This window comes from Pseudorhodoferax soli (assembly GCF_003337555.1).
GTDB lineage: Bacteria > Pseudomonadota > Gammaproteobacteria > Burkholderiales > Burkholderiaceae_C > Pseudorhodoferax > Pseudorhodoferax soli.
Genome location: NZ_QPJK01000004.1, coordinates 423,017 through 445,499 on the forward strand (window position 1 = coordinate 423,017; position 22,483 = coordinate 445,499).

Sequence of the window (22,483 nt, forward strand, 5' to 3'; positions counted from 1 at the left end):
CCTTACTCCGAGTGCAGGGCCGCCAGCAGCTGGGCGCTGGTGGCCGTCCAGCCGACGATGCCGCCCTGGGCGCGGACCATCTCGAGCGCCTGCGCCTTGAACGCCGGGAAGTAGCTCTCGGTGCAGTCCTCCAGCACCAGGCAGTCGTAGCCGCGGTCGTTGGCCTCTCGCATGCTCGTCTGCACGCAGACCTCGGTCGTCACGCCCATGAACACGAGCGAGCGGATGCCGGCCTGCTGCAGCAGCAGTTGCACCGGCGTGCCGTAGAACATCCCCTTGCCCGGCTTGTCCACCACGATCTCGCCCGCCAGCGGCGCCAGGGCCGGGATGATCTCCACACCGGGCTCGCCGCTCACCAGCACCCGGCCCATCGGCCCCACATCGCCGATGCGCAGCTGCGGGTTGCCGCGCAGGCGCTTGGCGGGCGGGCAGTCGCGCAAGTCCGGTCGGTGCGCCTCCCGGGTGTGCAGCACCAGGCCACCGGCGGCGCGCCAGGCCTGCAGCGTGCGCCGGCAGGCCGGCACGATGGCCCCGAGCAGCGACACGTCGTTGCCCAGGCTCGCGCCGAAGCCGCCGGGCTCGATGAAGTCGCGCTGCATGTCGATGATGACCAGTGCCGTGGTGGCCAGGTCGAACGGAAAGTCGAATGGCCGGGCCTGCACGGCCAGGCTGCGGATCTCGCGCACGTCGCTGTTCATGTCCTGCTCCTCAGTGGCCGCCGCCCATGTGGGCGCCCAGCACGTGGCGCTCCGCATCGGCCGCTGCGGTTTCGTACACGATGCGGCCTTCGCTCATGACCACGATGCGGTCCGACAGCTCCAGCAGTTCGTCCAGGTCTTCGCTGACCAGCAGCACCGCGCCGCCCTTGCCGGCCACCTGCACGATGCGGCCGTGGATCTCGCGCACGGCCGCGAAGTCCAGGCCGAACACCGGGTTCGCCGCGATCAGCACGTTGATGTCGCCGGCCAGCTCGCGCGCCAGCACGGCGCGCTGCACGTTGCCGCCGGACAGGCTCTTGATCGGCGCGCCCTCGCCCTGGGTCTTCACGCCGTACTCCTTGATCCACTCGCGGGCGCGGCTTCTCCACTGGCCGAAGCGCAGCCAGCCGCCGGCGGAAAGAGGCGGTGCGTCGTAGTCGCGCAGCGCCATGTTCTCGGCCACCGAGAGGTCGCCCACGCAGGCGTTGCGCAGCGGCTCCTCGGGCAGGCTGCGCAGCTTCAGGCGCTTGTTCTCGCTGCGGCGCGCGGCATAGGGCTCGCCCATCGCGGTCACGCTGCCGGCATGGCGCGGGCGCTGGCCGACCAGGGCCTCGACGAGTTCGCGCTGGCCGTTGCCCGAGACGCCGGCCACGCCCAGGATCTCGCCGCTCTTGACTGCGAGGTCGACGCCGTGCACGGCCAGCGTGCCGCGGTCGCCCATGGCGCTCAGGCCCCGCAACTGCAGCGCCACGCGGGCGCCGGCCGGCAACGGGCTGCGCGCGGGAGCGGTGTCGCTCTCCGCATGCAGCACCTCGGCCGGCGTGGCCGCCTCACCCATCATGGCCGCAGCCAGCCGCGACGGATCGGTCTCGGCCACGCGGCAGTGGTGCACGGCCTTGCCCCGGCGCAGAACGGTCACGGCGTCGGTGTAGGCCATCACCTCGCGGAACTTGTGCGTGATGATCAGCACGGTGCACTGGCCGCTCCGCGCGAAGGCGCGCACATGGCCCAGCACCTCGTCGGCCTCCTGCGGCGTCAGCACCGAGGTGGGTTCGTCCAGGATCAGCAGGCGCGGCTTCAGGTACAGCTGCTTGAGCAGTTCGAGCTTCTGCTTTTCGCCGGCCGCCAGTTCGGCCGGGCGCGCGTCCAGGTCGAGGCGGAACGGCGTGGTGGCGAGGAAGGCCTCCAGCTCGGCGCGCTGGGCCTTCCAGTCGATCACGGCTGGCGTCTTGCCGCCGGCCAGCAGCAGATTCTCGGCCACCGTCATGCCGGGCGCCAGCGTGAAGTGCTGGTAGACCATGCCGATGCCCAGCGTGCGCGCGACGATGGGGTTGGCGATGTCGCGTTCGCGCCCATCGATGAGGATCGAACCCTCCTCGGCCTGCTGGAAGCCGGCCACGCACTTGACCAGCGTGCTCTTGCCCGCGCCGTTCTCGCCCAGCAGCGCGTGCACGCTGCCGGGGTCCACGCGCATGCTCACGTGGTCCATCGCCGTGAAGGCGCCGAAGCGCTTGGTCAGGTGGTAGGTCTCCAGCGCCAGAGCGCCTTCGACGGCGGGGAGTGCGTTGACCGGGGCGATCATGGCGATGCCGCCCGGCCGCCCGAAGGCATCGAAGCGCCCCCCTGGGGGGCAGCGATACGCGAAGCGATGAGCGTGGGGGTCATGTCATTGCCTCGATGAGTGCGGCGGATGTCGCGTGCGCGCCGAACACGCCGCCCTGCATCGTGACCATGTTCAGCGCCGCCTGGTGGTTGGCCGGGTCGGTGGCGGCCGTGCAGTCGGACAGCAGCAGGCATTCGAAGCCGCGGTCGTTGGCGTCGCGCATGGTGGTGTGCACGCACACGTCGGTGGTGATGCCCGCGAGGACCAGGTTGGCGATGCCGCGCGTGCGCAGCACCATCTCCAGGTCGGTGGCGTAGAACGAGCCCTTGCCGGGCTTGTCGATCACGATCTCGCCGGCCAGCGGCGCGAGTTCGGGGATCAGTTCCCAGCCCGGCTCGCCGCGCACCAGGATGCGGCCGCAGGGGCCGGCGTCGCCGATGCCCAGGCCGTCCTTGCCAATCTGGCGCGAGCGCCAGCGCTTGTTGGCGGGCAGGTCCGACAGGTCGGGCCGGTGGCCTTCGCGGGTGTGGATGATGGTGTAGCCCAGCGGCCGCATCACCTCGAACAGGCGCTTGATCGGCTGGATCGGCGCCTGCGTGAGCGACAGGTCGTAGCCCATCACGTCGACATAGCCGCCCTTGCCGCAGAAGTCGGTCTGCATGTCGATCACGATCAGCGCGGTGTTGTCGGGCCGTAGGCTGCCGTCGAAGGGCCAGGCGTAGGGCTTGGCGTCCACATGGCGCGGTGTCATGGTCAGGCCACCTTTCTCAGGGTCAGGGGGTCGGGCTCGGCGCCGCCGTACTGGCGCGTGGGCGGCGCGAAGCCGCAGGACGTGCCATCCGTCACCTGCACCGTGTCGGTCCACGGCAACCGGTAGCGCCCGGCCACCATGTCCTGCATGAAGGTATAGGGGCAATCCTGCGCACCGCCCTGCACCGCCACATAACCTCTGTGCCAGAGCTGGTAGGGGTTGTTCTCCACGCCCCAGCCAGCGCGTGCCTCGCGCACCAGGTCAGGCCGCAGCTCGGCGGTGACGATCTCGTCGGGCCGGCCGCCGCCCTCCACCATCACCGTGCCGTCGAAGCTGCAGAACATGCCCTGGCCCATGGAGTCGAAGCTGCCGTCGCTGCCGCACATGCACACGCTGGCGGTGTAGGCCAGGTTCTGGAAGGCGTTGCTCTGGTTGGTGATGCGCCAGGCGTGCCGGATCGGCGCGGTGTAGCCGGCGGTGCGCAGGATCACCTCGGCGCCCTTGTACGCGGCCTCGCGCGCCATCTCGGGGAACATGCCGTCGTGGCAGATGATGAGGCTCAGCTTGACGCCATTCGGCCCCACGCAGACCGGCACGCCCAGGTTGCCCGGCTCCCAGGGCTCGACCGGCACCCAGGGATGCAGCTTGCGGTAGTACAACTGGATCACGCCCTGGTCATCGATGACGAGGCCGCTGTTGTAGGGGTTGCCGCCCGGGTTGGCCTCCATGATGGAGAAGCAGCCCCAGATGCGGTGCTCGACACAGGCCGCCTTGAAGGCCGCCACCTCGGGGCCATCGAGCGTGCATAGGATGGCCGGGTTGGTGTCCATCGACAGGCCGTGCAGCGCGTACTCGGGAAACACCACCAGGTCCATCGTCGCCATGTTGCGGCGCGCCTTGCCCACCATCTCGCAGATGCGGCGCGTCTGCGCCGCCAGATCGGCCGGCGTCACCACCACGGGCAGCTGCAGCTGCACCAGGCCCAGCACCACGCCGGCCTTCGACTTGTTCAATCCACCCAGTCCACTCATGGCTTCGTTCCTCTCATCGTGCCGACGACAGTTCGCCCGGGCTGCCCGTGGCCACCGCGCCGGGCTTGCAGGTGATCACGAGGATCAGCAGCGTCAGCACATAGGGCACGGTGTTGAACAGGTGGTAGCCGTAGCTCACGCCGATGGACTGCATGGCCGGGCCGATGGCGCCGGCGCCGCCGAACAGCAGCGCCGCACCCACGCAGCGCAGCGGGCTCCAGCGCGCAAAGATCACCAGCGCCACCGCGATCAGGCCCTGGCCGCTGGAGATGCCCTCGTTCCAGCTGCCCGGATAGAACAGCGTGAGCGAGGCGCCGCCCAGCCCGGCAATCGCCCCACCGGCGGCCGTGGCCGCGATGCGGATGCCGTTGACCGAATAGCCCAGGGCCTTGGTCGCCATGGCCGAGTCGCCGGCCAGCCGCACCAGCAGGCCGGCGCGCGTGCGGCCGAAAGCCCACCACAGCGCCACCGCCAGCACGATGCCGATGGGCAGCAGCGCGTTGATCTGCAGCGCGGCCTGCACCACCGTCGAATCGCTCCAGCCGCCCAGCGGAATCGCCGGCAGCTGCGGCGCCTGCGGCTGGATCAGCGGCTTGCCCAGGTAGAACGCCAGCCCCGTGCCCAGCAGCATCAGCGCGATGCCGGTGGCCACGTCGTTGACGCCCTGCAGCGAGCACAGCAGGCCGTGCAGCAGCGCCAGCACGGCGCCGGCCATGGCGCCGATCAGCACGCCGATCCAGGGCGAGCCGCTCCAGTAGGCGCCGCCGAACGCGGCCATGGCCGACAGCACCAGCACGCCTTCCAGGCCGAGGTTGATGCGGCCGGATTTTTCGGTCAGGCATTCGCCCAGGCTCACGAACAGGAACGGCACGCCCACGCGCAGCGCGCCGCCGACGATGCCGGCGAACAGGGCGATCCATTGGTCGGCTGTCATGTGGCGGCTCCCTTCAACGCAGCGGCCGGTGGCGGCCGCTGTTCCAGTTCCTCGTACGGACGCGAGAACAGCTTGCCCAGCACCACCTTGCCGTCGACGTTGCGCAGCGCCTCGCTGGCCAGGATCAGGACGAAGGCGATGCCTTGCAGCACCAGCACCGAAGCGTCCGGCAGGCCCACGCGGCGCTGCAGCAGGCTGCCGGCCGCGCCGAAGCCACCGAACAGGATGGCCACGGGAATGATGGCCAGCGGGTTGTGCCGCGCCATGAAGGCCACCAGGATGCCGGCGTAGCCGTAGCTGGCGATCAGCGAGGCGTTGGCGTTGGTGTGCACCGCCGCCACCTCCACCGCGCCGGCCAGGCCGGCGCAGGCACCGCCCAGTGCGCAGGCCGCGATGATCAGCCTGGAAGCGGGCAGGCCCATCAGCTGCGCCGTGCGCGGGTTGCCGCCCACCACGCGCACCGAGAAGCCGGAGGCCGTGGCGCGCAGCCAGACCCAGAACAGCAGGCAGGCCGCCACGCCGATGGCCAGGCCCCAGTGCACGTCGGAGCCCATCATCCCGGTGATGCGGATGCCCTCGTCCAGCGGCAAGGTGGAGGGCTTGTTCAGGCTGGCGGGGTCGCGCAGCGCGCCCTCCACCAGGTGCTTGAACAGGCCGATGGCCACGTAGGCCAGCAACAGGCTGCTGATGGTCTCGTTGATGCCCCGGTACTGGCGCAGCCAGCCGGCCAGCGCGATCCACAGCGCACCGCAGACGGCACCGGCTGCGCACACCAGCACCGTGCCCAACGCGTTGCCGGGCAGCGGCATCAGGTAGGGCAGCGCGGCGCAGCCCAGGCCGCCCAGCACCAGCGCACCCTCCCCGCCGATGATGACGAGACCCGCGCGCGCAGGGATGGCCACGCACAGCGCGGTGAGCATCAGCGGCGCGGCGCGCTGCAACGTGTTCTGCCAGCTGAACCAGTCGCCGAACGCGCCCTTGAAGAGCAGCGTCCAGACCTCCACCGGGTCGACGCCGGCGAAACCGACGAAGACGCCGAACAGCAGCAGCGCCGCCGCGATCGCGGCCACCGGCAGGCCGATGTCCTTGGCGAGGGAGTTCATGGTGCAGGTGCCTGCTGCGTCAGAACGAACCTTGCACGCCCTCGACCAGGTAGTTCATGCCTTCCAGCGCGAGGTCGGTCTGCTTCTGCACCTGGCCGGCGGCGAGCACTTCCTTGCCCTTGTTGTCCTTGAGCGGGCCTTTGAAGATGTCGAACGTGCCTGCCAGCATCTTGGCCTTGGTCTCGTCGGCCTGCTTCTTCGCGGCGTCGGTCACGGCCGGGCCGTAGGCCGACATCTTGACGAAGCCTTCCTTCATGCCGCCGCGCAGGAAGTTCGGGTGCGGCTTGCCGCTGCGGGCGGCGTCGATGATGGTCTTGTAGGCCGTGATCCAGTTCCACTCGGCGCCCGTGAGGTAGGCCTGCGGCGCGAGCTTGGCCTGGCTGGCGTGGTAACCGCACACCATCTTGCCGCGCTTGGCTGCGGTCTCCACGATGACCTTGGGCCCGTCCACGTGCATGGTGAACACGTCGCAGCCCTGGTCGGCCAGGCTGTTGGTGGCCTCGGCCTCCTTGACGGCCATGGACCAGTCGCCCGTGAAAATCACGCTGCAGGTGATGCCCGGCTTGACCGAGCGCGCACCCAGCGTGAACGCGTTGATGTTGCGCAGCACCTGCGGGATGGGCTTGGCCGCGACGAAGGCAATCTTGCCGCTCTTGCTCAGGTGGCCGGCCACCACGCCGTTGAGGAACTGCGCCTCGTCGATGTAGCCGAAGAAGCTGCCCGCGTTCTTGGGGTGCTTGCCCTCCGTCCACATGCCGCCGCAATGCGAGAAGCGCACGTCGGGGTACTTGGCGGCCAGCGCCAGCAGGTGGGGATCGAAGTAGCCGAACGAGGTGGGGAACAGGAGCTTGGCGCCGTCCTGCATGATCATGCCGGTCATGCTCTTCTGCACGGCCGCGGTCTCGGGCACGTTCTCTTCCTCCACCACCTTGATGCCGGGCATCTTCTTGACCTCGGCCGCGGCCTGGGCGTGGGCCTGGTTGTAGCCGTAGTCGTCGCGCGGGCCGACGTAGATCACGCCGATCGTCAACGGCGCCTGCGCTGCGGCGAGGCCGTGCAGCCCTCCCAGTGCACCGGTGGCGCCAACGGCGGCCAAGGTCTTGAGCGATGCGCGGCGGTTCATCTTGTCCATGGGGCTGGCTCCATTTGCGATCAGTTGGGGGGCTGCATCAAAGCAGTGCGCGGGTCTTGAACTTCAACTTGGATACATGAAAGCGTGCAAGGAGCGTGCCTGCGACAGGGCCGGGCGCTCAGGCCATCAGGCTCACGTGCGCCGACACCACGCGCCAGCCCTCGGGCAGGCGCACCCAGGTCTGGCTCTGGCGGCCGATGCGGGGGCTGCCTTCGCGCTGGAACTCGATGTTGGTGGTGGCGAAATCGCGGCCGTAGGTGGTGATGGCGGTGCGCGTGACGGTGCGGGCCAGGCCCTGCGACGGGCGGCCGGCGCGGAAGGCCTGGATCGCTTCGTAGCCGTACAGGTTCTCGCCGGCGCCGTAGCGCAGGGTGTGGGGGCTGTTCCAGAACAGTGCGTCCAGCACCTCGACCTTGTTGTTCACAAGGGCGTCTTCGTACTGTGCGAATGCGGCGGTCACTTCGGCCAGCACGTGGGGAATGTTGATCTCTTGGGTCATGGTCGGTTCAGCGGTGTGTTGCTCGCGGTGCGTGCTGGGGTTGCGGGTGGGCCGAGGCCACCGGGTGGCCCCTTCCGCGAATGTCCTCCGCCAGGGCCGCAGGCGGCCCAGGCTCCTCCTTTATTTCGCTGCAGGGGCCACCCAGTACCCTCGGCCTTGGACACTTCGCGTCGTGCAGGCCGGTCAAGCGGGGCGCCCATGGACCGCGTCGATGGTGTGTTCTCCGCAGCGAAATAAAGGAGGAGCCCCGGGCCGCCTGCGGCCCGGGGCGGGTGACATTCGCGGAGGAGAGCACACCGTCGGCGCGGTCTCGCGCCTCCACTCGCCACCTAGGAACGACAAACCGCGTCATGGCAAAGAGGCGACAGGCGCCCGCACCACACCCAGCCCCTCCAACACCGCCGCAGCACGCAGCGTGATGTCTTCACGCCAGGGCGCCGCAATCAGCTGCACGCCGATGGGCAGCTTGGGATGCGCATCCCACACCGGCACGGCGCACACCGGCAAGCCGATGCACGAGATCGGCTGTGTCAGCAAGCCCATGCTGGGGCGCAGTGGTAGCCGGCGTTCGCCCAGCGTGAGCCACTCGGTGCCGATGGGTGTGGCGGCGCAGGGCGTGGCCGGCGCCAGCAGCAGGTCGAATTGCGAGAACACGCGCGCCACGGCTTCGGCGTACACGCGGCGCACACGCTGCGCGCGCGCCACCCAGGCGGCCGGCAACAGCGCGCCGGCCAGGAAGCGGTCGCGCGAATGCGGCTCGAAGTCCTGGGCGCGGCGGCGCAGGTCTTCCAGGTGCAGCGAGCCGGCTTCGGCGTTGGTGATCAGGAAGGCGGCGGCGCGGCCCTCTTCCACCATCGGCAGTTCGACGCGGTCGCGCGCGCCCAGTGCTTCGGCCACGCGGCCGACAGCGTCCAGTGCTTCTGGCAATGCGTTGTGCTGGAACCATCCACCCAGCACGCCGATCCGCAGTCCCGCGATGCCGTGGCCCAGCACCGGTGTGACGGGCTCGGCCACGCGCTGCGCACAGCCCGGGTCGCGCAAGCTGCCCTGCTCCGGGCCCTGCATGGCGTCGTAGCTCAGCGCCAAATCGCGCACCGAGCGCGCGAACGGGCCCAGGTGGTCCAGGCTGGAGATGAACGGGTAGCTGCCGCTGCGCGGCAGGCGGCCGAAGGTGGGCTTCAGGCTGAAGATGCCGCACAGCGAGGCCGGCACGCGGATCGAGCCGTTGGTGTCCGAGCCCAGCGTGATCGGCACCTGGCCGGCCGCCACGGCCGCGCCCGAGCCGCCCGACGAACCACCGGCCACGCAGTTCAGGTCGTGCGGATTGCGGCACGGCCCTTCGTGGCTGTTCTCGGTCGTGAAGCCGTAGGCGTATTCGTCCATGTTGAGCGCGCCGACCAGCACGGCGCCGGCCGCCTCCAGCCGCTGCACCAGCACGCCATCGGCGCTGGCGGGGGCGCTGTCGCGCTCGATCTTGGAGCCTGCCAGCGTGCGCAGGCCGGCGATGTCGAACAGGTTCTTGACCGCGAACGGCACGCCCAGCAGCGGCAGCGCGGCCATCTCCGCACCGCCCGCATCCAGCGCCGCGGCGCGTGCCAGTGCACGCTCGCGCACCAGGTCGGTGAAGGCGTTGACGCGGCCGTCCGTGGCGGCGATGCGGGCCAGGCTGGCCTCGGCCAGCGCCGTGGCACTGACCGCGCCTGCGCGCACGGCGGCGGCCATGCCGGCGGCGTCGCCGAGCAACAGGTCGGCAGCGCTCATGGGGTTCCTTCCGGAGAGATCGGCGTGAAATGCACGGCCGTCTCATCGTGCGGTGCCAGCGGCACGCGGTCCACGGCGTCGGCCATGCCGGCCGCCAGCGCGAAGAACTGCAGCACGCCAGGGCGGTGCGCGGGGTCCAGGGTCAAGCCCAGCGCGGGCGCCGCGGCGCCCACGTAGGCTTCGATCTGCTGTGGTGTCAAAGATGGCTCCTCGTGCGCGCTAGCGCCGCACCTCGCGCTGGAAGATCTCCAGGCTCAGCTTCTTGGCACTGATGAAGCTGGGCTGGCTCAGCGTCTCCACCGTGCGCGGGCGCGGATCGTTGTAAGGCAAGATCTCTGCCACCTTGGTCGGCCGCTTGGTCAGCAGCAGCACCTCGTCGGCCAGGTACACCGCCTCTTCCAGGTCGTGCGAGACCAGCAGCATGGTGGTGCCGGTCTGCATGAACACCTCCTGCAGCTTCTCGCGGATGAAGAGGGTCATCTCGAAGTCCAGCGCCGAGAACGGCTCGTCCAGGAACAGCACCTCGGGGTTGGGCGCCAGCGCCCGCATGATCGAGGCAGTCTGCTGCTGCCCGCCCGACATCTCGTACGGGTAGCGGTTCAGGTCGAACTTCACGTCGAAGCTGGCCACCAGCTCGGCCATGCGCCGGTCGACCTCGACCTTGCTCTTGCCGGCCAGCTTGAGCGGATAGGCGATGTTGTCGATGGTGCGCATCCACGGGAACATGGCCTCGCGGTAGTTCTGGAACACGTAGCCGATCTTGGTGTCCTTGAGCGACTTGCCGTCGAACAAGATCTCCCCCGAATCGATGGGAATCAGCCCGGCGATCATGTTGATCAGCGTGCTCTTGCCGCAGCCGTTGGGCCCGAACACCGAGACGATCTTGTGCTTCGGAATGTCGAGGTCGAAGTTCTCGTACAGCGGCCAGCCGGCGAAGTACTTCGTCAGTCCGCGGATGGTGATGTGGGTGCCGGCCGGGCCGGGCTGGAAGGCGGGCTTCGGCACGTCGGCGAAGACCGGGGCGTTCACAACAGCATTCATCGTCCGCTCCAATGCACGATCTTGCGTTCCAGCATCAGGAACAGGATGTTCAGCGCGTAGCCCAGGGCCCCCGCCGCGAGGATGGACGCGTACATGTCGCGCACGTTCATCACCTGCTGCGAATTGATGATGCGGTTGCCCAGCCCGCTGTCAGCGCCGATGAACATCTCGGCCACGATCACGATCACCAGCGCCATCGACACGGCCGAGCGCAGGCCGACGAAGCTGGGCTGCAGGCTCTCCCAGATCAGCACGTCCTTGAACACCTGCCAGCGCGTGGCGCCCATCACCCTGGCCGCCATCACGCGCTGCTTGCGTGCATTGATGACCCCGTAGGCGCTGTTGAACACCACGATCAGGAAGGCGCCGAACGCGGCGATGGCGACCTTGTTGACGTCGGACACGCCGAAGATCATCAGGAACAGCGGGATCAGCGCCGACGATGGCGTAGAGCGGAAGAAGTCGATCAGGAACTCCACGCTGCGGTAGGCCTTCTCGTTGCTGCCCAGCAGCACGCCCAGCGGCATGCCGACGATGGCGGCGATCAGGAAGGCCTGCAGCGTGCGCCACACCGTCATGAGGAAGTCGCCCAGCAGCGGCCCGCCCCACAGGCCCTTGACGAGCGCGCCCAGCGCGTCGAGCGGGGGCGGCAGCAGCAGCGCCTTGATCATGCCGGTGCGCACCGCAAGGTCCCACAGGATGAACAGCACGACCGGGCCGATGAAGGGCAATGCCTTGTTCCAGGCCGGTTCGCGCGGCACTTTGGCGCTGGCCTGGGCCGCAGGCGGTGTCCAGGGCTTGGCGGCCGGGGAGGTGGCGGCCATGGCTCAACCCTTGTAGAGCATGGTCTCAACCATCAGCCGCGAGCTGAAGATGCCCTTCTCGCTGAACAGGTCGAAGAACTTCTGGAAGTGCGCGATGTCGGCCGGCTTGAATTCGTCGTACATCATGTAGGCGGCCAGCGGCACCTCGCCCGTCAGCGGGCCTTCGATGGCGGTGTAGCCCTTCATGTACTGGCGCGCTTCGTCCGGCTTGGTGCGCACGTAGGCCACGCCCTTGGCATAGGCGGCGATGAACTTCTTGGCCTCGGCCGGGTTCTTCTTGATGAAGGCGGATGTCAGCGATGCCGAGCCGCCGAACCACGGCGCCATCGGGTCGCCCAGCACGTAGCGCGCAATCACGCCGGCCTCCAGCACACGGGTGGTGCCGTTCATGCGGCCGATGGTGCCGGTGGGCTCCAGCGTATAGCAGCCGTCCAGCTGGCCCGCCGCCAGGGCCGCGACGTGCTGGCCGATGGGCAACTCGACCACCGTGGCGCCGGTCGCGCCGCCGCGCTCCAGCACGGTCTTGGCCAGCGTCACGTTCTGGATGCCGGGGCCCGAGCCCACGCGCTTGCCCTTGAGGTCGGCCATCACCTTGGCCGGGCTGCCGGCCGGCACGATGACCTCGTCCAGCACGTTCTTGGCGTTGCTGGGGTTGGAGCAGAAGATCTTGAAGGTGCCCGGCGCGGCGATCTCGCCGATGGCGATGTTGGCCGAGCCGGTGCCGTTGGCGCTGCCGTCGGCGCGGTCGGACAGCATGCCTTCCATGACCTGCTGGGCGCCGGCGAACTTGAGCGGCTCGACGTTCAGGCCGGCCTCCTTGAAGTAGCCCAGCTCGACCGCCGCGTAGAACGGCAGGCCGGCGGCAATCGGCCAGTAGCCCACGCGGATCTTCGGGCCGGCCTGCGCGTGCAGCGCCATCGGCGCGCCGAGCGTGGCCAGCGCAGCCGAGGCACCGGCGGTCTTGAGCAGGCGGCGTCGCGCCAGGGACGGGGAAGCGGGTCGGTTCAGCATGGTTCTCTCCTGCAAGGGCGATGGATGGAAAGGGTCAGGTCGCAGTGGCACGGGCCTGCAGAAACGCACGCCAGCCGCCGAAATGGGTGATGTCCTGCGCGCCCTCCAGCGCCAGGGGCTCGCAGACGAAGCCCTGCAGCGCGCTGCCGTCGGCCAGCTGCAGCGTGCCGATGCCCAGCGGCGGCGGGATCAGCGCGACGAAGCTGCCGTACGCGGTGGCCGGCATGCGCCAGACCTCCACCGCGATGCGCGCGCCCTGCCCCGGCGCCACGCGCAAGAGGCCGGGCTTGGGCGGCACCGTGCCGGGCAGCGCGAACAGGCGGTAGTCGGGCACCGTCTCGCCGGCCCGCAGCAGCACGGCGCCGCGCTCGGTCAGCTGCCCGTTCAGCGGCAGGCCCGAGAGGTGCGCGCCGACGACGACCACGTCGACCGTGGCGGCCGGTCGCAGCGCGGCGATCGGGGCCGGGGGCGGCAACGGCGCCCCGGTGGCGCCCAGCGCGAGGCCGGTGGCGTGGTGGTAGCGCTGGCCCAGGTCGGCCAGCTGCCAGTCGCTGCCGCAGGGGCCGATCAGCGTGATGCCGAACGGCAGGCCGTCGGGCCGCAGGCTGCTGGGCACCGAGATGGCGGCGTAGTCCAGCAGGTTGACGAAGTTCGTGTAGGCGCCCAGGTTGCGGTTCAGCACCACCGGGTCGGCCAGCATCTGGGCCACGGTGTAGTGCGTGGGCGCAGTGGGCACCAGCAGCACGTCGATGCCGTCCCAAAGCGCGGCGGCCTGCTGGCCGAAAGCGCGCAGCTGGGTCTGGGCGTCCACGAGGTCGGCGGCGCTGTAGCCCTTGCCGGCCAGCAGGATGCCGCGCACGGGCTCGACGATCTGGTCGGCGTGCGCGTCGACGAAGGGGCGCACGGCGGCGTAGCGCTCGGCCACCAGCGCGCTCTCGTACAGCAGCGCGGCGGCGCCGGCCAGCGGTGCGTAGTCGATCTCCACGGGCGTGCCGCCCTGCGCGCGCAGGCGCTCGATGGCTTGGGCGAAGGCGTCGGCGGCCAGCGCGTCGCCATGGAACTCCAGCGGCGCCGGCACGCCGAAGCGGAATGCGGCCGGCAGCGGCGTGGTGGCCATGGGCAGGCGGCGGGCGTACGGGTCTTGTGCGTCGTAGCCCTGGGCCACGGCCAGCACGCGCGCCGCCACGTCGACCGTGCGCGCGAAGATGGAGACGCAGTCCACGCTCTGCGCGGCCGGCACCACGCCGTGCGTACTGATGAGGCCCTTGCTGGGCTTGATGCCGACGATGTTGTTGAGCCCCGCCGGCACGCGGCCAGAGCCCGCCGTGTCGGTGCCCAGCGCGAAATCGACCTGGCCCGTGGCCACCACGTAGGCCGAGCCGGAGCTGGAGCCGCCCGACACGTACGCCGGGTCGATGGCATTGGGCACCGGGCCGTAGGGCGAGCGCGTGCCGTTCAGCCCGCAGGCGAACTGGTCGAGATTCGTCTTGCCGTGCAGCGCTGCACCCGCATCGAGCAGGCGCTGCACCACGCTGGCGTTCTGCGCAGGCTGGTAGGCAAAGGCCGGGCACGCTGCGGTGGTGGCGAAACCGGCCGCGTCGATGTTGTCCTTGGCAGCGAACGACAGCCCGGCAAGCGGGCCACTGGTGGCGGTCTGCACGGGAGAGGACGCGCGGGCGATCCACGCGTTGCCGGGCTGGGCGAGCGGTTCGGCCGCGCCGGTCGCGGGGCTTGGGGAGGAGGTTTCGTGTTGCACCACTTTGACGCATCCAATCATGTGTACATGATGAGATGCAAGCAGCGTGCCATCGGTCTGTGCCGCGCGAAGCCATGCCGTCTGTCTTGCAATCCGAACGCAATACACTGCACCGATGAAGACCGCCGTCATTCCCCAAGTGCGCGTGGACCCGGGCTTGCGCGCGCAACTCGAAGCAGTGTTGCAGCCGGACGAGACGCTGTCGGAGTTCGTCGAAGCCTCCGTGCGCCGCGCTGTCGAGGTACGCCAGGCGCAAACCCAGTTCCAGGAGCGCGGCCAGGCGGCGTGGGAGAACTACCGGCGCACCGGCGAGGCCGTGCCGGCGGAACAGGTCCTCGGCAAGCTGCAGGCCAGGCTGAACGCCAGACGCAAGCAGTTGGGCGGATGAGCGGAGCGCCGGGCCGCCCCAAGCAAGCTCGCTCCCCCTCGGTTGGGCAGGCCGCAGGCCGAAGGGGGCTCCAGTGAGCTTCCAGGTGCTGTTCAGCCCTGAGGCTGACGACGATCTGGAGCGCCTCTTCACCTACCTCCTGGCGAGCGCACAGACCCTGGAAGACCTGGACCGGGCCGACGCCGCGATGCAGGCCATCCGGTCGGCCGTCCTCGAGCGATTGGCCACCACGCCCTACATCTTCCGCAAGGTGGGCGCGAGCCCAACCCGGCGCGAGTTGATCATCCCGTTTGGTGCGACGGGCTACGTGGCGTTGTACGAGATCGCCAACGCCTCACGCGTGGTCGTGCTGCAGTCCGGCATCAGCGAGAAGAGGACTACCACTGAGCACCGCAGGGCGAGCCAGCTTCGAGAGGCCCGGTTGCACGAACACAGCCCCTTCATCCCACTGCATTCCGCTAAGCTCCGTTTCCCCCGTTCCTGCACACCCGCCGCCCACCGCCATGAACGTGCGTTTCCTCGAAGCCTTCGTCTGGGTGGCCAAGCTCGGCAGCTTCAAGGCCGCGGCCGAGAAGCTGCACACCACGCAGGCCGGCATCTCCAGCCGCATCGCCACGCTGGAAGAACAGTTCGGCGTGCGCCTGTTCGAGCGCGAGCACCGCGGCGTGATGCTGACCTGGCATGGCACCGAGCTGATGCCCCACGCCGAACGCATGATGGAGATGCAGTCGCGCATGCTGGCGGCCATGGGCGCGCCGGCCGCGTTCACGGGCCAGCTGCGCATCGGCGTGATCGAGACCATCGCGCACACCTGGCTGCCGGCGCTGCTGTCGCGCTTTGCCGAGCGCTACCCCAACGCCACGCTGGAGCTGATCTCCGACATCACGCCGCGGCTGCGCGACGAGCTGCTGCGCGGCACACTGGACTGCGCCATCCTGTCGGAAGAGATCACGCAGGGCTTCATCGACAACCGGCGGCTCGCCAACTTCGCGATGGGCTGGGCCGCCAGCCCGGCGCGCGCGCTGACCTTTCCCGCGCGCGCACAGCTCTCGTTCGCCGACATCGCGCAGCACCCCATCATCTCGTTCCACCGCGAGTCCAGCGTGTACCGCAACATCGCGCAGAACACGGCCGGCTGCGCCAACCTGCGCGTGAGCTACTTCTCGTCGCTGGGCGCCATGGTGGACATGGCCCGCTCGGGCTTCGGCGCGGCGCTGCTGCCGGTCTGCGCGATCCAGCAGGACCTGGAGCAAGGCCGCCTGGTGCTGCTGGACGTGGCACCGCAGCCGATGCCGCTGCCGGTGGTCGCCAGCTTCCGCATGGAGCCGGCCTCGCCCATGGCGGAGGCCCTGGTGGCCATGGCGCAATCGGCCAACGACGACTTCGTCGCGGCCAGCCGGCGCGACATCCTGGCGCCCTGAAACCGGGCACGGTGCACGGGCCTGGGGCGCCCGCGTGCGCCAGCCTTGTGCCATGAGGAAATCTGTTGCAGCGGCGCAAGAATTTCCCGTTTGACCCTGGCCGGGTGCGGGACAACACTGCGCCCCCATGCCCTCCTCCTCTTCCGTACCCCGCCCCAAGCTGCACCGCGAGTTCTTCGCCATCGGCCGCGCCGACGCGGCCTGGACGGCGGTCGACTCGACCGCCGGCCGCATCGAGGAGATCGTGCTGGCCGACAACTTCGATGCCGCCAGCGGCACCGGCTCGCGCACGCGGCTGGCCCGCTGGTCGGCTGGCGCGCTGATCGACCGCCCGGTGGTGCACGACTTCCACGAGGAGGTCTTCATCGTCGAAGGCGACTTCGTGGTCGGCTGCGACGCCGAAGGCCAGGGCGGCGAGACCTTCGGCGCCTACACCTTCGCCTGCCGCCCGCCCGGCGCGCTGCACGGCCCGTTCACGTCCCGCACCGGCTGTGTGCTGTTCGAAATCTGCTACTACTGACATGGCCCAAGCCTCCTCCCTTCCCTTGGCGACGCTCGCGCCCGACGGCCGCACGGCACGGCGCCTGGTCCGCACCGGGCAGCACACGGGCCACACCGCCGGCATGGCGCCAGGCCACGTGCAGGCCAACCTGGCGATCCTGCCGCGCGCCCAGGCCGACGACTTCCTGCGCTTTTGCCAGCGCAACCCCAAGCCCTGCCCGCTGCTGGCGGTGTCCGAACCCGGAGACCCCTTGCTACCCACCTTGGGCGACGACGTGGACATCCGCAGCGATGTGCCGCGCTACCGCGTCTGGCGCGACGGCATGCTGGTGGACGAGCCGACGGACATCGCGTCGCTCTGGCATGCCGACCTCGTCACCTTCGCCATCGGCTGCTCATTCACCTTCGAGACGGCGCTGCTGCAGGCCGATGTGCCGCTGCGGCATGTGGCGCAGGGCCGCAATGTGGCGATGTTCCGCACCAACGTGCAGACCGTGCCGGCCGGGGCCTTCCACGGGCCGCTGGTGGTGTCCATGCGTCCGCTCAAGGCGGCGGACGCGATCCGCGCCGTGCAGGTCACCTCGCGCTTTCCGGGCGCACACGGCGCGCCGGTGCACCTGGGCGACCCCGCGCGCATCGGCATCGCCGATGCCGGGCGGCCCGACTGGGGCGATGCCGTGGAGATCGCCGACGGCGAGCTGCCGGTATTCTGGGCCTGCGGTGTCACGCCGCAGGCCGTCATCGAAGCGGCCCGGCTTCCCTTTTGCATCACCCATGCACCCGGCCACATGCTGGTGACCGACCTGCGCGACCACCAGCTGGCCGTGCTCTGACCCCCGCTGCACCCCGCCTTCGCTCCCGCTCCTGCTCCCGACCATTCACCCAAGGACCACACCATGAAGCTCCGCCACTGCCTGCCCGCCCTGGTCTGCACGACGCTCCTCGCCGCCACGGCCTCGGCCCAAAGCCTGCCCAAGACGCACCTGAAGGTCACCGGCGGCCTGTCCAACCTGACGGCCTACCAGGACTACGAACGCCCGTTCTGGACCAAGACCATCGGCGAGAAGAGCCAGGGCCAGGTCACGGCCGAGATCAAGGGCTTCAACGAGATGGGCATGAAGGGCCCCGAGCTGCTGCGCCTGCTGGGCAGCGGCGTGATCGAGTACGGCACCGCCACGCTGTCGTACTTCGCCTCGGACAACCCGATCAACGAAGCCATCGACCTGGCCGGCCTGGCCACCGATGTGAAGACCGCACGCACGCTGACCGACGCGTTCCAGCCGGTGCTGGCCAAGACCTACGGCGAGGGCAACAAGGTCAAGCTGCTGGGCATCTCCACCTACCCGGCGCAGGTGCTGTTCTGCAATGCCGACATCAAGGGCCTGGGCGACATCAAGGGCAAGAAGGTGCGCACCAGCAGCCGCACGCAGGCCGACTTCATCGAGGCCCTGGGCGGCACGAGCGTGACGATGGCCTTCGGCGACGTGGTGCCTGCCATGCAGAACAAGGTGGTGGACTGCGCCATCACCGGCTCGCTCTCGGGCTACTCGGCCAAGTGGTATGAGGTCGCCACCCACCTGCTGGCCCTGCCCGTCAACTGGAACCAGCAGGTCCACGCCGTCAACGGCGCGACCTGGTCCAAGTACGACCCCGCCCTGCAGAAGTTCCTGCAGACCGAGGTCGACGGCCTGGTCAACACGATCTGGGACGCTGCCGCCAAGCAGACCCAGCAGGGCTACGACTGCAACACCGGCGCGGCTGCCTGCACGTTGCCGGTGAAGGGCAAGATGGTGCTGGTGACGCCGTCCGAGCAGGACAAGGCGCTGCTCAAGCAGGTCAGCGAGCAGGTTGTCGCCAAGTGGGCGCAGCGCTGCTCGGCCGCGTGCGTGAACGACTTCAACACCACCATCGGCAAGACGCTGGGCGTGGTGGCGAAGAAGTAGTCCGCCCGCACCGAACGACCTGGCCATGAGCCCCCTTCCCCATCCCTACGGCCCGTCCCTGCTGGGGCGCAGCCTGGCATTGGCCAGCACCCTGTCGCGCGCCGCGGTCTGGGCCGGCGCCGCGCTGACCGGCGCCAGCGTGCTGCTGGTGACCTACGACGTGGTCGTGCGCCGCCTGTTCGGCCACAGCCTGGGCGGCGCGGACGAGCTGTCCGGCTACGCCTTCGCGATCAGCGTGACCTGGGCCCTGGCCTTCACCGCGCTGGAGCGTGCCAACGTGCGCATCGACGTGCTCTACCAGTACCTGCCGACGCGCCTTGCCGCCGTGCTCGACTGGCTGGCACTGGCCAGCCTGGGCGGCTTCGCGGCGTGCCTGGGCTGGTATGCCAGCGACGTGCTGCAGACCTCCTGGACGGCCAACTCCACCGCCAACACCCCGCTGGGCACGCCGCTGTGGATTCCGCAGCTGCTGTGGCTGGCGGGGCTGTTCTGGTTCGTGCTGGTGCTGGCGTTGATGCTGCTGCGCGCCAGCACGGCACTGGTCACGGGCGACTGGGAGACGCTGCGCGCGGTGGCGGGCATGAAGTCCGCCGTCGAAGAAGCCGAGGAAGGTGCCGCCGAAGGCGAGCGCCTGGTCGCTGCGGAGCGTGCGTGATGGGCATGATCGGCGTCTCCCTCGTCCTGCTGCTGGTGCTGCTGGGCGTGTGCATCCCCGTCGGGGCCGCACTGGGCCTGCTGGGCCTGATCCTCGAACCGCTGTATTCGTCGCTGCCGCTCGCGCGGGCCATGGGCGAGATGGCCTGGGGTTCGAGCAACGAATTCCTGCTGGTGGCCATCCCGCTGTTCGTCATGCTGGGCGAAATCCTGCTGCGCGCAGGCTTTGCCCAGCGCATGTACGAGGCGATGGCCAAGTGGCTGAGCTGGCTGCCGGGCGGGCTGATGCACGCCAACATCGGCGCCAGCACGGTGTTCGCCGCGACCTCGGGCTCCAGCGTCGCCACCGCGGCCACCGTGGGCACGGTGGCGCTGCCGCAGATCAAGCGCTTCGGCTACAACGAGCCGCTGTTCCTGGGCAGCATCGCCGCCGGCGGCACGCTGGGCATCCTGATCCCACCCTCGATCAACCTCGTCATCTACGGCGTGCTGACGAACACCTCGGTGCCCAAGCTGTACCTGGCCGGCATCCTGCCGGGCATCCTGGCGGCGCTGCTCTTCATGGCGGTGATCGTGGCCGCCTGCCTGTGGCGTCCGGCCTGGGGCGGCGAGCCGGTGCGGGCCAGCTGGCGTGAACGCTTCGCCAGCCTGGTGCACCTGCTGCCACCGCTGGCGATCTTCATCCTGGTGGTGGGCTCCATCTACGCCGGCCTGGCCACCCCGACGGAGGCGGCGGCGCTCGGCGTGGTCGGCGCGCTGGTGCTGGCCCTCGCAGCAGGCCGGGTGTCCTGGCAGATGCTGCGCGAGGTGGCGGAGAACACGATGCGCTCGACGGCGATGATCATGCTGATCGTCATCGCCGCCGGCTTCCTGAACTTCGTGATGTCGGCGATCGGCCTGACCGACGCCATCACGAGCAGCGTGGCCGGCCTGGGCTGGCCGCCGATGGCCATGCTCGGCGCGATGGTGGTGTTCTACGTGATCCTGGGCTGTTTCATGGAAACCCTGTCCATGATGATCACCACCATCCCCATCGTCGCGCCGATCATGACCGCGCTCGGCTTCGACCCGATCTGGCTCGGCATCGTGATCATCGTGCTGGTGGAGACCGCGCTGATCACGCCGCCGGTGGGCCTGAACCTCTTCGTGGTGCAGAGCCTGCGCAAGAGCGGCTCCATCCAGGCCGTGATCGTCGGCGCACTGCCCTTCGTGCTGGCGCTGTTCGCGGTGATCGCGCTGCTGGCGCTGGCCCCCGACCTGGCGCTGTGGCTGCCGCGCATCTTCGGCTGACCCGCCCGCCCTCCAACCCTTTCTTCGTCCATTCCATGCTGTTGTCCTTCTCCATACCCACCGCCGGCGGCGCGGCCGCGCTCGACGTCGCCATCGACCACTTCGTCATCGCTGGCTGGGCCGGCCGCGACCATGCCGCCATCGAGCACCACATCGAAGAACTGGCCGCCATCGGCGTGCCCCGCCCGACCGCCGTGCCGCTGTTCTACCGGGTCGCGGCCAACCAGCTGACGCAGGAGAACTGCCTGCAGATGGTCGGCCCCGACAGCTCCGGCGAGGTGGAGGTGCTGCTCTTCAGCCACGCCGGCCGCAGCTATGTGAGCCTCACCTCCGACCACACCGACCGCAAGCTCGAGTCGCACAGCGTGGCACTGTCCAAGCAGCTGTGCGCCAAGCCGGTGGCGCGCGAAGCCTGGCCGCTCGACGAGGTGCTGCCGCACTGGGACAGCCTGCGCATCGTCTCGACCATCACCGAGGACGGCCGCGAAGTGGAGTACCAGAACGGCACGCTGGACAGCCTGCGCGAAGTGCGCGACCTGGCGCTGCGCCACACCGGACAGCCACAGCTTCCCGACGGCATGGCCATGAGCTGCGGCACGGTGCCGGTGATCGGCGGCATCCGGCCGGCGACCAGTTTTGGCATGATGCTCGTCGACGAACGGCTCGGCCGCCGCCTGGCACACCGCTACACGGTGGAGTGCCTTCCCGTGGTGGCCTGACCGGCGCCAGCCGCACGGCACCGCTCGCGCAGTGCCGACCCCAACGCTTCTTCCTCCATCCGCCCATGCCCACCACCGCCCGCATCGCCGCCATGCGCGCCCGGCTCGACGCCGGCAATGCCTCGCACGAGGCCATCGTCACGCAGGCGCTGGAAGGCGCGAAGCTGCCGTCCGCCGCGCATGTCTTCACCGCCCTCTACACCGATGCGGCGCTGGCCGCCGCACGCCATGCCGACGCCGCCCGCAAGGCCGGCGTGCAGCTGCCGGCGCTGGCCGGCCTGCCGGTCACCATCAAGGACTTGTACGACGTGGCCGGCGAGACCACCATGGCCGGCTCCGTCGTGCGGCGCGGCGCGGCACCGGCGGCGCACGACAGCGTGGCCGTGCAGCGCCTGCGCGCGCAGGGCGCGGCCATCGTCGGCAAGACCAACATGACCGAGTTCGCGTTCTCGGGTGTGGGCATCAACCCGCACCACGGCACGCCGCACAACCCGGCCGACCCGGACATCGCGCGCATCCCGGGCGGCTCCTCATCCGGCGCGGCGGTGTCGGTGGCGCTGGGCCTGGCGGTCGTCGGGCTGGGCTCGGACACCGGCGGCTCGATCCGCATCCCGGCCGCGCTGTGCGGCATCGTGGGCTTCAAGAGCACGCAGTCGCGCACGCCGCGCACGGGCGCCTTCCCGCTGTCGCAGACGCTGGACACGGTCTGCGCCATGGCACGTTCGGTGGAAGACTGCCTGGTGGCCGATGCCGCGCTGGCCGATGCGCCGCTCGCGGTGCGGCGCCGGCCGCTGCAGGGCCTGCGCCTGGCGGTGCCCAGCACGCTGATGTTCGACGGCATCGACCGGCCGACCGCGCGCGCCTTCCAGCGCGCGGTGACCAAGCTCTCGGCTGCCGGCGCGCAGGTCGTGGACATCACGCTCGCGGAGCTGGCCGAGGTGGCGAAGATCAACGCGCCGGGCGGCTTCTCGCCGATCGAGGCGGCGGCCGTGCACCGCGCCACCATCGCCGATGGCCGCGCCTTGTACGACAGCCGCGTGGCGGCCCGCATCGACCTGGGCATGACGGTGAGCGCGGTCGACTACATCACCATGCAGCAGCGCCGGGCCGACTGGATCGCGCGCATGGAAGGCGCGCTGCAGGGCTTCGACGCGCTGCTGTGCCCCACGGTGCCGATCGCCGCACCCCCGATCGAGTCGCTGGCCACCGACGAGGCCTTCTTCCAGGCCAACGGCATGCTGTTGCGCAACACCTTCGCGATCAACTTCCTGGACGGCTGCTCGTTCAGCCTGCCCTGCCATGAGGCGGGCGAGTTGCCGGCGGGGCTGATGCTGTCGTCGGTGCGTGGCGACGACGCGCGGCTGGCGGCCGTGGCGCTGGCCGTCGAGGCCGCGCTGGGCTGACCAGCCGCCGGATCAGTGCC

Annotated in this window: 23 protein-coding genes and 1 pseudogene; 10 read left to right on the forward strand and 14 right to left on the reverse strand. The window is 69.8% G+C overall.

From position 1 onward, the window contains the following. Positions 1–2 precede the first annotated feature (2 nt). The 14 genes from DES41_RS16720 to atzF all read right to left on the reverse strand — a co-directional run bounded on the left by DES41_RS16720 (position 3) and on the right by atzF (position 14,165). Complete coding sequence (locus tag DES41_RS16720) at positions 3–698, reverse strand: cysteine hydrolase family protein (RefSeq protein ID WP_211332994.1); 696 nt, start codon at positions 696–698, stop codon at positions 3–5. 10 nt (positions 699–708) lie between these two features. After that, positions 709–2,280 (reverse strand): ABC transporter ATP-binding protein, encoded by a 1,572-nt coding sequence (locus DES41_RS16725; protein WP_114468781.1) that lies wholly within the window; start codon positions 2,278–2,280, stop codon positions 709–711. Between the two features lie 79 nt (positions 2,281–2,359). After that, entirely contained in the window at positions 2,360–3,052 is a 693-nt protein-coding gene (gene biuH, locus DES41_RS16730; RefSeq protein ID WP_114468782.1) for a biuret amidohydrolase, read from the reverse strand. Positions 3,053–3,054: 2 nt separating this feature from the next. Continuing rightward, positions 3,055–4,083, reverse strand: coding sequence for a formamidase (locus DES41_RS16735; protein WP_114468783.1), 1,029 nt, complete (start codon positions 4,081–4,083; stop codon positions 3,055–3,057). Positions 4,084–4,096: 13 nt separating this feature from the next. After that, positions 4,097–5,017, reverse strand: a complete 921-nt coding sequence (locus tag DES41_RS16740) for an ABC transporter permease (protein WP_114468784.1) — start codon at positions 5,015–5,017, stop codon at positions 4,097–4,099. Further along, complete coding sequence (locus tag DES41_RS16745) at positions 5,014–6,120, reverse strand: ABC transporter permease (RefSeq protein WP_114468785.1); 1,107 nt, start codon at positions 6,118–6,120, stop codon at positions 5,014–5,016. The genes DES41_RS16740 and DES41_RS16745 overlap by 4 nt, the downstream gene beginning before the upstream one ends. A 19-nt stretch (positions 6,121–6,139) precedes the next feature. After that, positions 6,140–7,243 carry a BMP family ABC transporter substrate-binding protein gene (locus tag DES41_RS16750; RefSeq protein WP_425466373.1) on the reverse strand — a complete coding sequence of 368 codons (1,104 nt, stop codon included), beginning with the start codon at positions 7,241–7,243 and terminating at the stop codon, positions 6,140–6,142. Positions 7,244–7,370: 127 nt separating this feature from the next. After that, positions 7,371–7,751, reverse strand: a complete 381-nt coding sequence (gene hpxZ, locus DES41_RS16755) for an oxalurate catabolism protein HpxZ (protein ID WP_114468787.1) — start codon at positions 7,749–7,751, stop codon at positions 7,371–7,373. A gap of 348 nt (positions 7,752–8,099) precedes the next feature. Further along, on the reverse strand, positions 8,100–9,512 hold the full coding sequence (locus tag DES41_RS16760) for an AtzE family amidohydrolase (RefSeq protein ID WP_114468788.1): 1,413 nt from the start codon (positions 9,510–9,512) through the stop codon (positions 8,100–8,102). Beyond that, positions 9,509–9,712, reverse strand: a complete 204-nt coding sequence (locus DES41_RS16765) for a DUF4089 domain-containing protein (protein ID WP_114468789.1) — start codon at positions 9,710–9,712, stop codon at positions 9,509–9,511. The genes DES41_RS16760 and DES41_RS16765 overlap by 4 nt, the downstream gene beginning before the upstream one ends. 19 nt (positions 9,713–9,731) lie before the next feature. Beyond that, the gene (locus DES41_RS16770; protein ID WP_114468790.1) at positions 9,732–10,553 is read right to left on the reverse strand and encodes an ABC transporter ATP-binding protein; all 822 of its coding nucleotides are present in this window, start codon (positions 10,551–10,553) and stop codon (positions 9,732–9,734) included. Further along, a complete protein-coding gene (locus DES41_RS16775) occupies positions 10,550–11,377 on the reverse strand; it encodes an ABC transporter permease (RefSeq protein ID WP_114468791.1) in 828 nt (275 codons plus the stop codon). The genes DES41_RS16770 and DES41_RS16775 overlap by 4 nt, the downstream gene beginning before the upstream one ends. Positions 11,378–11,380: 3 nt before the next feature. Beyond that, positions 11,381–12,388: an ABC transporter substrate-binding protein gene (locus DES41_RS16780; protein WP_114468792.1), complete on the reverse strand. Its 1,008-nt coding sequence runs from the start codon at positions 12,386–12,388 to the stop codon at positions 11,381–11,383. Between the two features lie 34 nt (positions 12,389–12,422). Then, complete coding sequence (atzF, locus tag DES41_RS16785) at positions 12,423–14,165, reverse strand: allophanate hydrolase (protein ID WP_114468793.1); 1,743 nt, start codon at positions 14,163–14,165, stop codon at positions 12,423–12,425. A gap of 94 nt (positions 14,166–14,259) precedes the next feature. Between atzF and DES41_RS16790 the strand changes: the two genes are divergently transcribed. The 10 genes and pseudogenes from DES41_RS16790 (at position 14,260) to DES41_RS16835 (ending at position 22,463) form a co-directional block, all read left to right on the forward strand. Continuing rightward, positions 14,260–14,532 (forward strand): YlcI/YnfO family protein, encoded by a 273-nt coding sequence (locus tag DES41_RS16790; protein ID WP_114468794.1) that lies wholly within the window; start codon positions 14,260–14,262, stop codon positions 14,530–14,532. Between the two features lie 85 nt (positions 14,533–14,617). Continuing rightward, positions 14,618–14,824 (forward strand): annotated as a pseudogene (locus tag DES41_RS16795) (type II toxin-antitoxin system RelE/ParE family toxin); the annotation flags it as partial. A gap of 211 nt (positions 14,825–15,035) precedes the next feature. Beyond that, positions 15,036–15,953 carry a LysR family transcriptional regulator gene (locus DES41_RS16800; protein WP_114468795.1) on the forward strand — a complete coding sequence of 306 codons (918 nt, stop codon included), beginning with the start codon at positions 15,036–15,038 and terminating at the stop codon, positions 15,951–15,953. Positions 15,954–16,080: 127 nt separating this feature from the next. Beyond that, a complete protein-coding gene (locus DES41_RS16805; protein ID WP_114468796.1) occupies positions 16,081–16,473 on the forward strand; it encodes a cupin domain-containing protein in 393 nt (130 codons plus the stop codon). Between the two features lies 1 nt (position 16,474). Continuing rightward, positions 16,475–17,287, forward strand: coding sequence for a putative hydro-lyase (locus DES41_RS16810; RefSeq protein ID WP_114468797.1), 813 nt, complete (start codon positions 16,475–16,477; stop codon positions 17,285–17,287). A 63-nt stretch (positions 17,288–17,350) separates the two neighbouring features. Further along, positions 17,351–18,397, forward strand: a complete 1,047-nt coding sequence (locus tag DES41_RS16815; protein ID WP_114468798.1) for a TRAP transporter substrate-binding protein — start codon at positions 17,351–17,353, stop codon at positions 18,395–18,397. Positions 18,398–18,422: 25 nt separating this feature from the next. Next, a complete protein-coding gene (locus DES41_RS16820; protein WP_114468799.1) occupies positions 18,423–19,052 on the forward strand; it encodes a TRAP transporter small permease subunit in 630 nt (209 codons plus the stop codon). 5 nt (positions 19,053–19,057) lie between these two features. Further along, entirely contained in the window at positions 19,058–20,341 is a 1,284-nt protein-coding gene (locus tag DES41_RS16825; RefSeq protein WP_114469023.1) for a TRAP transporter large permease, read from the forward strand. Between the two features lie 35 nt (positions 20,342–20,376). Beyond that, positions 20,377–21,060: a DUF2848 domain-containing protein gene (locus tag DES41_RS16830; RefSeq protein WP_114469024.1), complete on the forward strand. Its 684-nt coding sequence runs from the start codon at positions 20,377–20,379 to the stop codon at positions 21,058–21,060. Positions 21,061–21,125: 65 nt separating this feature from the next. After that, complete coding sequence (locus tag DES41_RS16835) at positions 21,126–22,463, forward strand: amidase (RefSeq protein WP_114468800.1); 1,338 nt, start codon at positions 21,126–21,128, stop codon at positions 22,461–22,463. Positions 22,464–22,483: the final 20 nt, after the last annotated feature.

Excerpts from the sequence above, each read along its gene's own strand:
- DES41_RS16770 (WP_114468790.1), bottom strand. The coding sequence starts at position 10,553 with ATGAATGCTGTTGTGAACGCCCCGGTCTTCGCCGACGTGCCGAAGCCC.
- DES41_RS16825 (WP_114469023.1), top strand. The coding sequence starts at position 19,058 with ATGATCGGCGTCTCCCTCGTCCTGCTGCTGGTGCTGCTGGGCGTGTGC.
- DES41_RS16750 (WP_425466373.1), bottom strand. The coding sequence starts at position 7,243 with ATGAACCGCCGCGCATCGCTCAAGACCTTGGCCGCCGTTGGCGCCACC.
- DES41_RS16800 (WP_114468795.1), top strand. The coding sequence starts at position 15,036 with ATGAACGTGCGTTTCCTCGAAGCCTTCGTCTGGGTGGCCAAGCTCGGC.
- atzF (WP_114468793.1), bottom strand. The coding sequence starts at position 14,165 with ATGATTGGATGCGTCAAAGTGGTGCAACACGAAACCTCCTCCCCAAGC.
- DES41_RS16735 (WP_114468783.1), bottom strand. The coding sequence starts at position 4,083 with ATGAGTGGACTGGGTGGATTGAACAAGTCGAAGGCCGGCGTGGTGCTG.
- DES41_RS16780 (WP_114468792.1), bottom strand. The coding sequence starts at position 12,388 with ATGCTGAACCGACCCGCTTCCCCGTCCCTGGCGCGACGCCGCCTGCTC.
- DES41_RS16815 (WP_114468798.1), top strand. The coding sequence starts at position 17,351 with ATGAAGCTCCGCCACTGCCTGCCCGCCCTGGTCTGCACGACGCTCCTC.
- DES41_RS16775 (WP_114468791.1), bottom strand. The coding sequence starts at position 11,377 with ATGGCCGCCACCTCCCCGGCCGCCAAGCCCTGGACACCGCCTGCGGCC.
- hpxZ (WP_114468787.1), bottom strand. The coding sequence starts at position 7,751 with ATGACCCAAGAGATCAACATTCCCCACGTGCTGGCCGAAGTGACCGCC.
- DES41_RS16760 (WP_114468788.1), bottom strand. The coding sequence starts at position 9,512 with ATGAGCGCTGCCGACCTGTTGCTCGGCGACGCCGCCGGCATGGCCGCC.
- DES41_RS16810 (WP_114468797.1), top strand. The coding sequence starts at position 16,475 with ATGGCCCAAGCCTCCTCCCTTCCCTTGGCGACGCTCGCGCCCGACGGC.
- DES41_RS16740 (WP_114468784.1), bottom strand. The coding sequence starts at position 5,017 with ATGACAGCCGACCAATGGATCGCCCTGTTCGCCGGCATCGTCGGCGGC.
- DES41_RS16790 (WP_114468794.1), top strand. The coding sequence starts at position 14,260 with ATGAAGACCGCCGTCATTCCCCAAGTGCGCGTGGACCCGGGCTTGCGC.
- DES41_RS16835 (WP_114468800.1), top strand. The coding sequence starts at position 21,126 with ATGCCCACCACCGCCCGCATCGCCGCCATGCGCGCCCGGCTCGACGCC.
- DES41_RS16720 (WP_211332994.1), bottom strand. The coding sequence starts at position 698 with ATGAACAGCGACGTGCGCGAGATCCGCAGCCTGGCCGTGCAGGCCCGG.
- DES41_RS16830 (WP_114469024.1), top strand. The coding sequence starts at position 20,377 with ATGCTGTTGTCCTTCTCCATACCCACCGCCGGCGGCGCGGCCGCGCTC.
- DES41_RS16745 (WP_114468785.1), bottom strand. The coding sequence starts at position 6,120 with ATGAACTCCCTCGCCAAGGACATCGGCCTGCCGGTGGCCGCGATCGCG.
- DES41_RS16820 (WP_114468799.1), top strand. The coding sequence starts at position 18,423 with ATGAGCCCCCTTCCCCATCCCTACGGCCCGTCCCTGCTGGGGCGCAGC.
- DES41_RS16725 (WP_114468781.1), bottom strand. The coding sequence starts at position 2,280 with ATGATCGCCCCGGTCAACGCACTCCCCGCCGTCGAAGGCGCTCTGGCG.
- DES41_RS16805 (WP_114468796.1), top strand. The coding sequence starts at position 16,081 with ATGCCCTCCTCCTCTTCCGTACCCCGCCCCAAGCTGCACCGCGAGTTC.
- biuH (WP_114468782.1), bottom strand. The coding sequence starts at position 3,052 with ATGACACCGCGCCATGTGGACGCCAAGCCCTACGCCTGGCCCTTCGAC.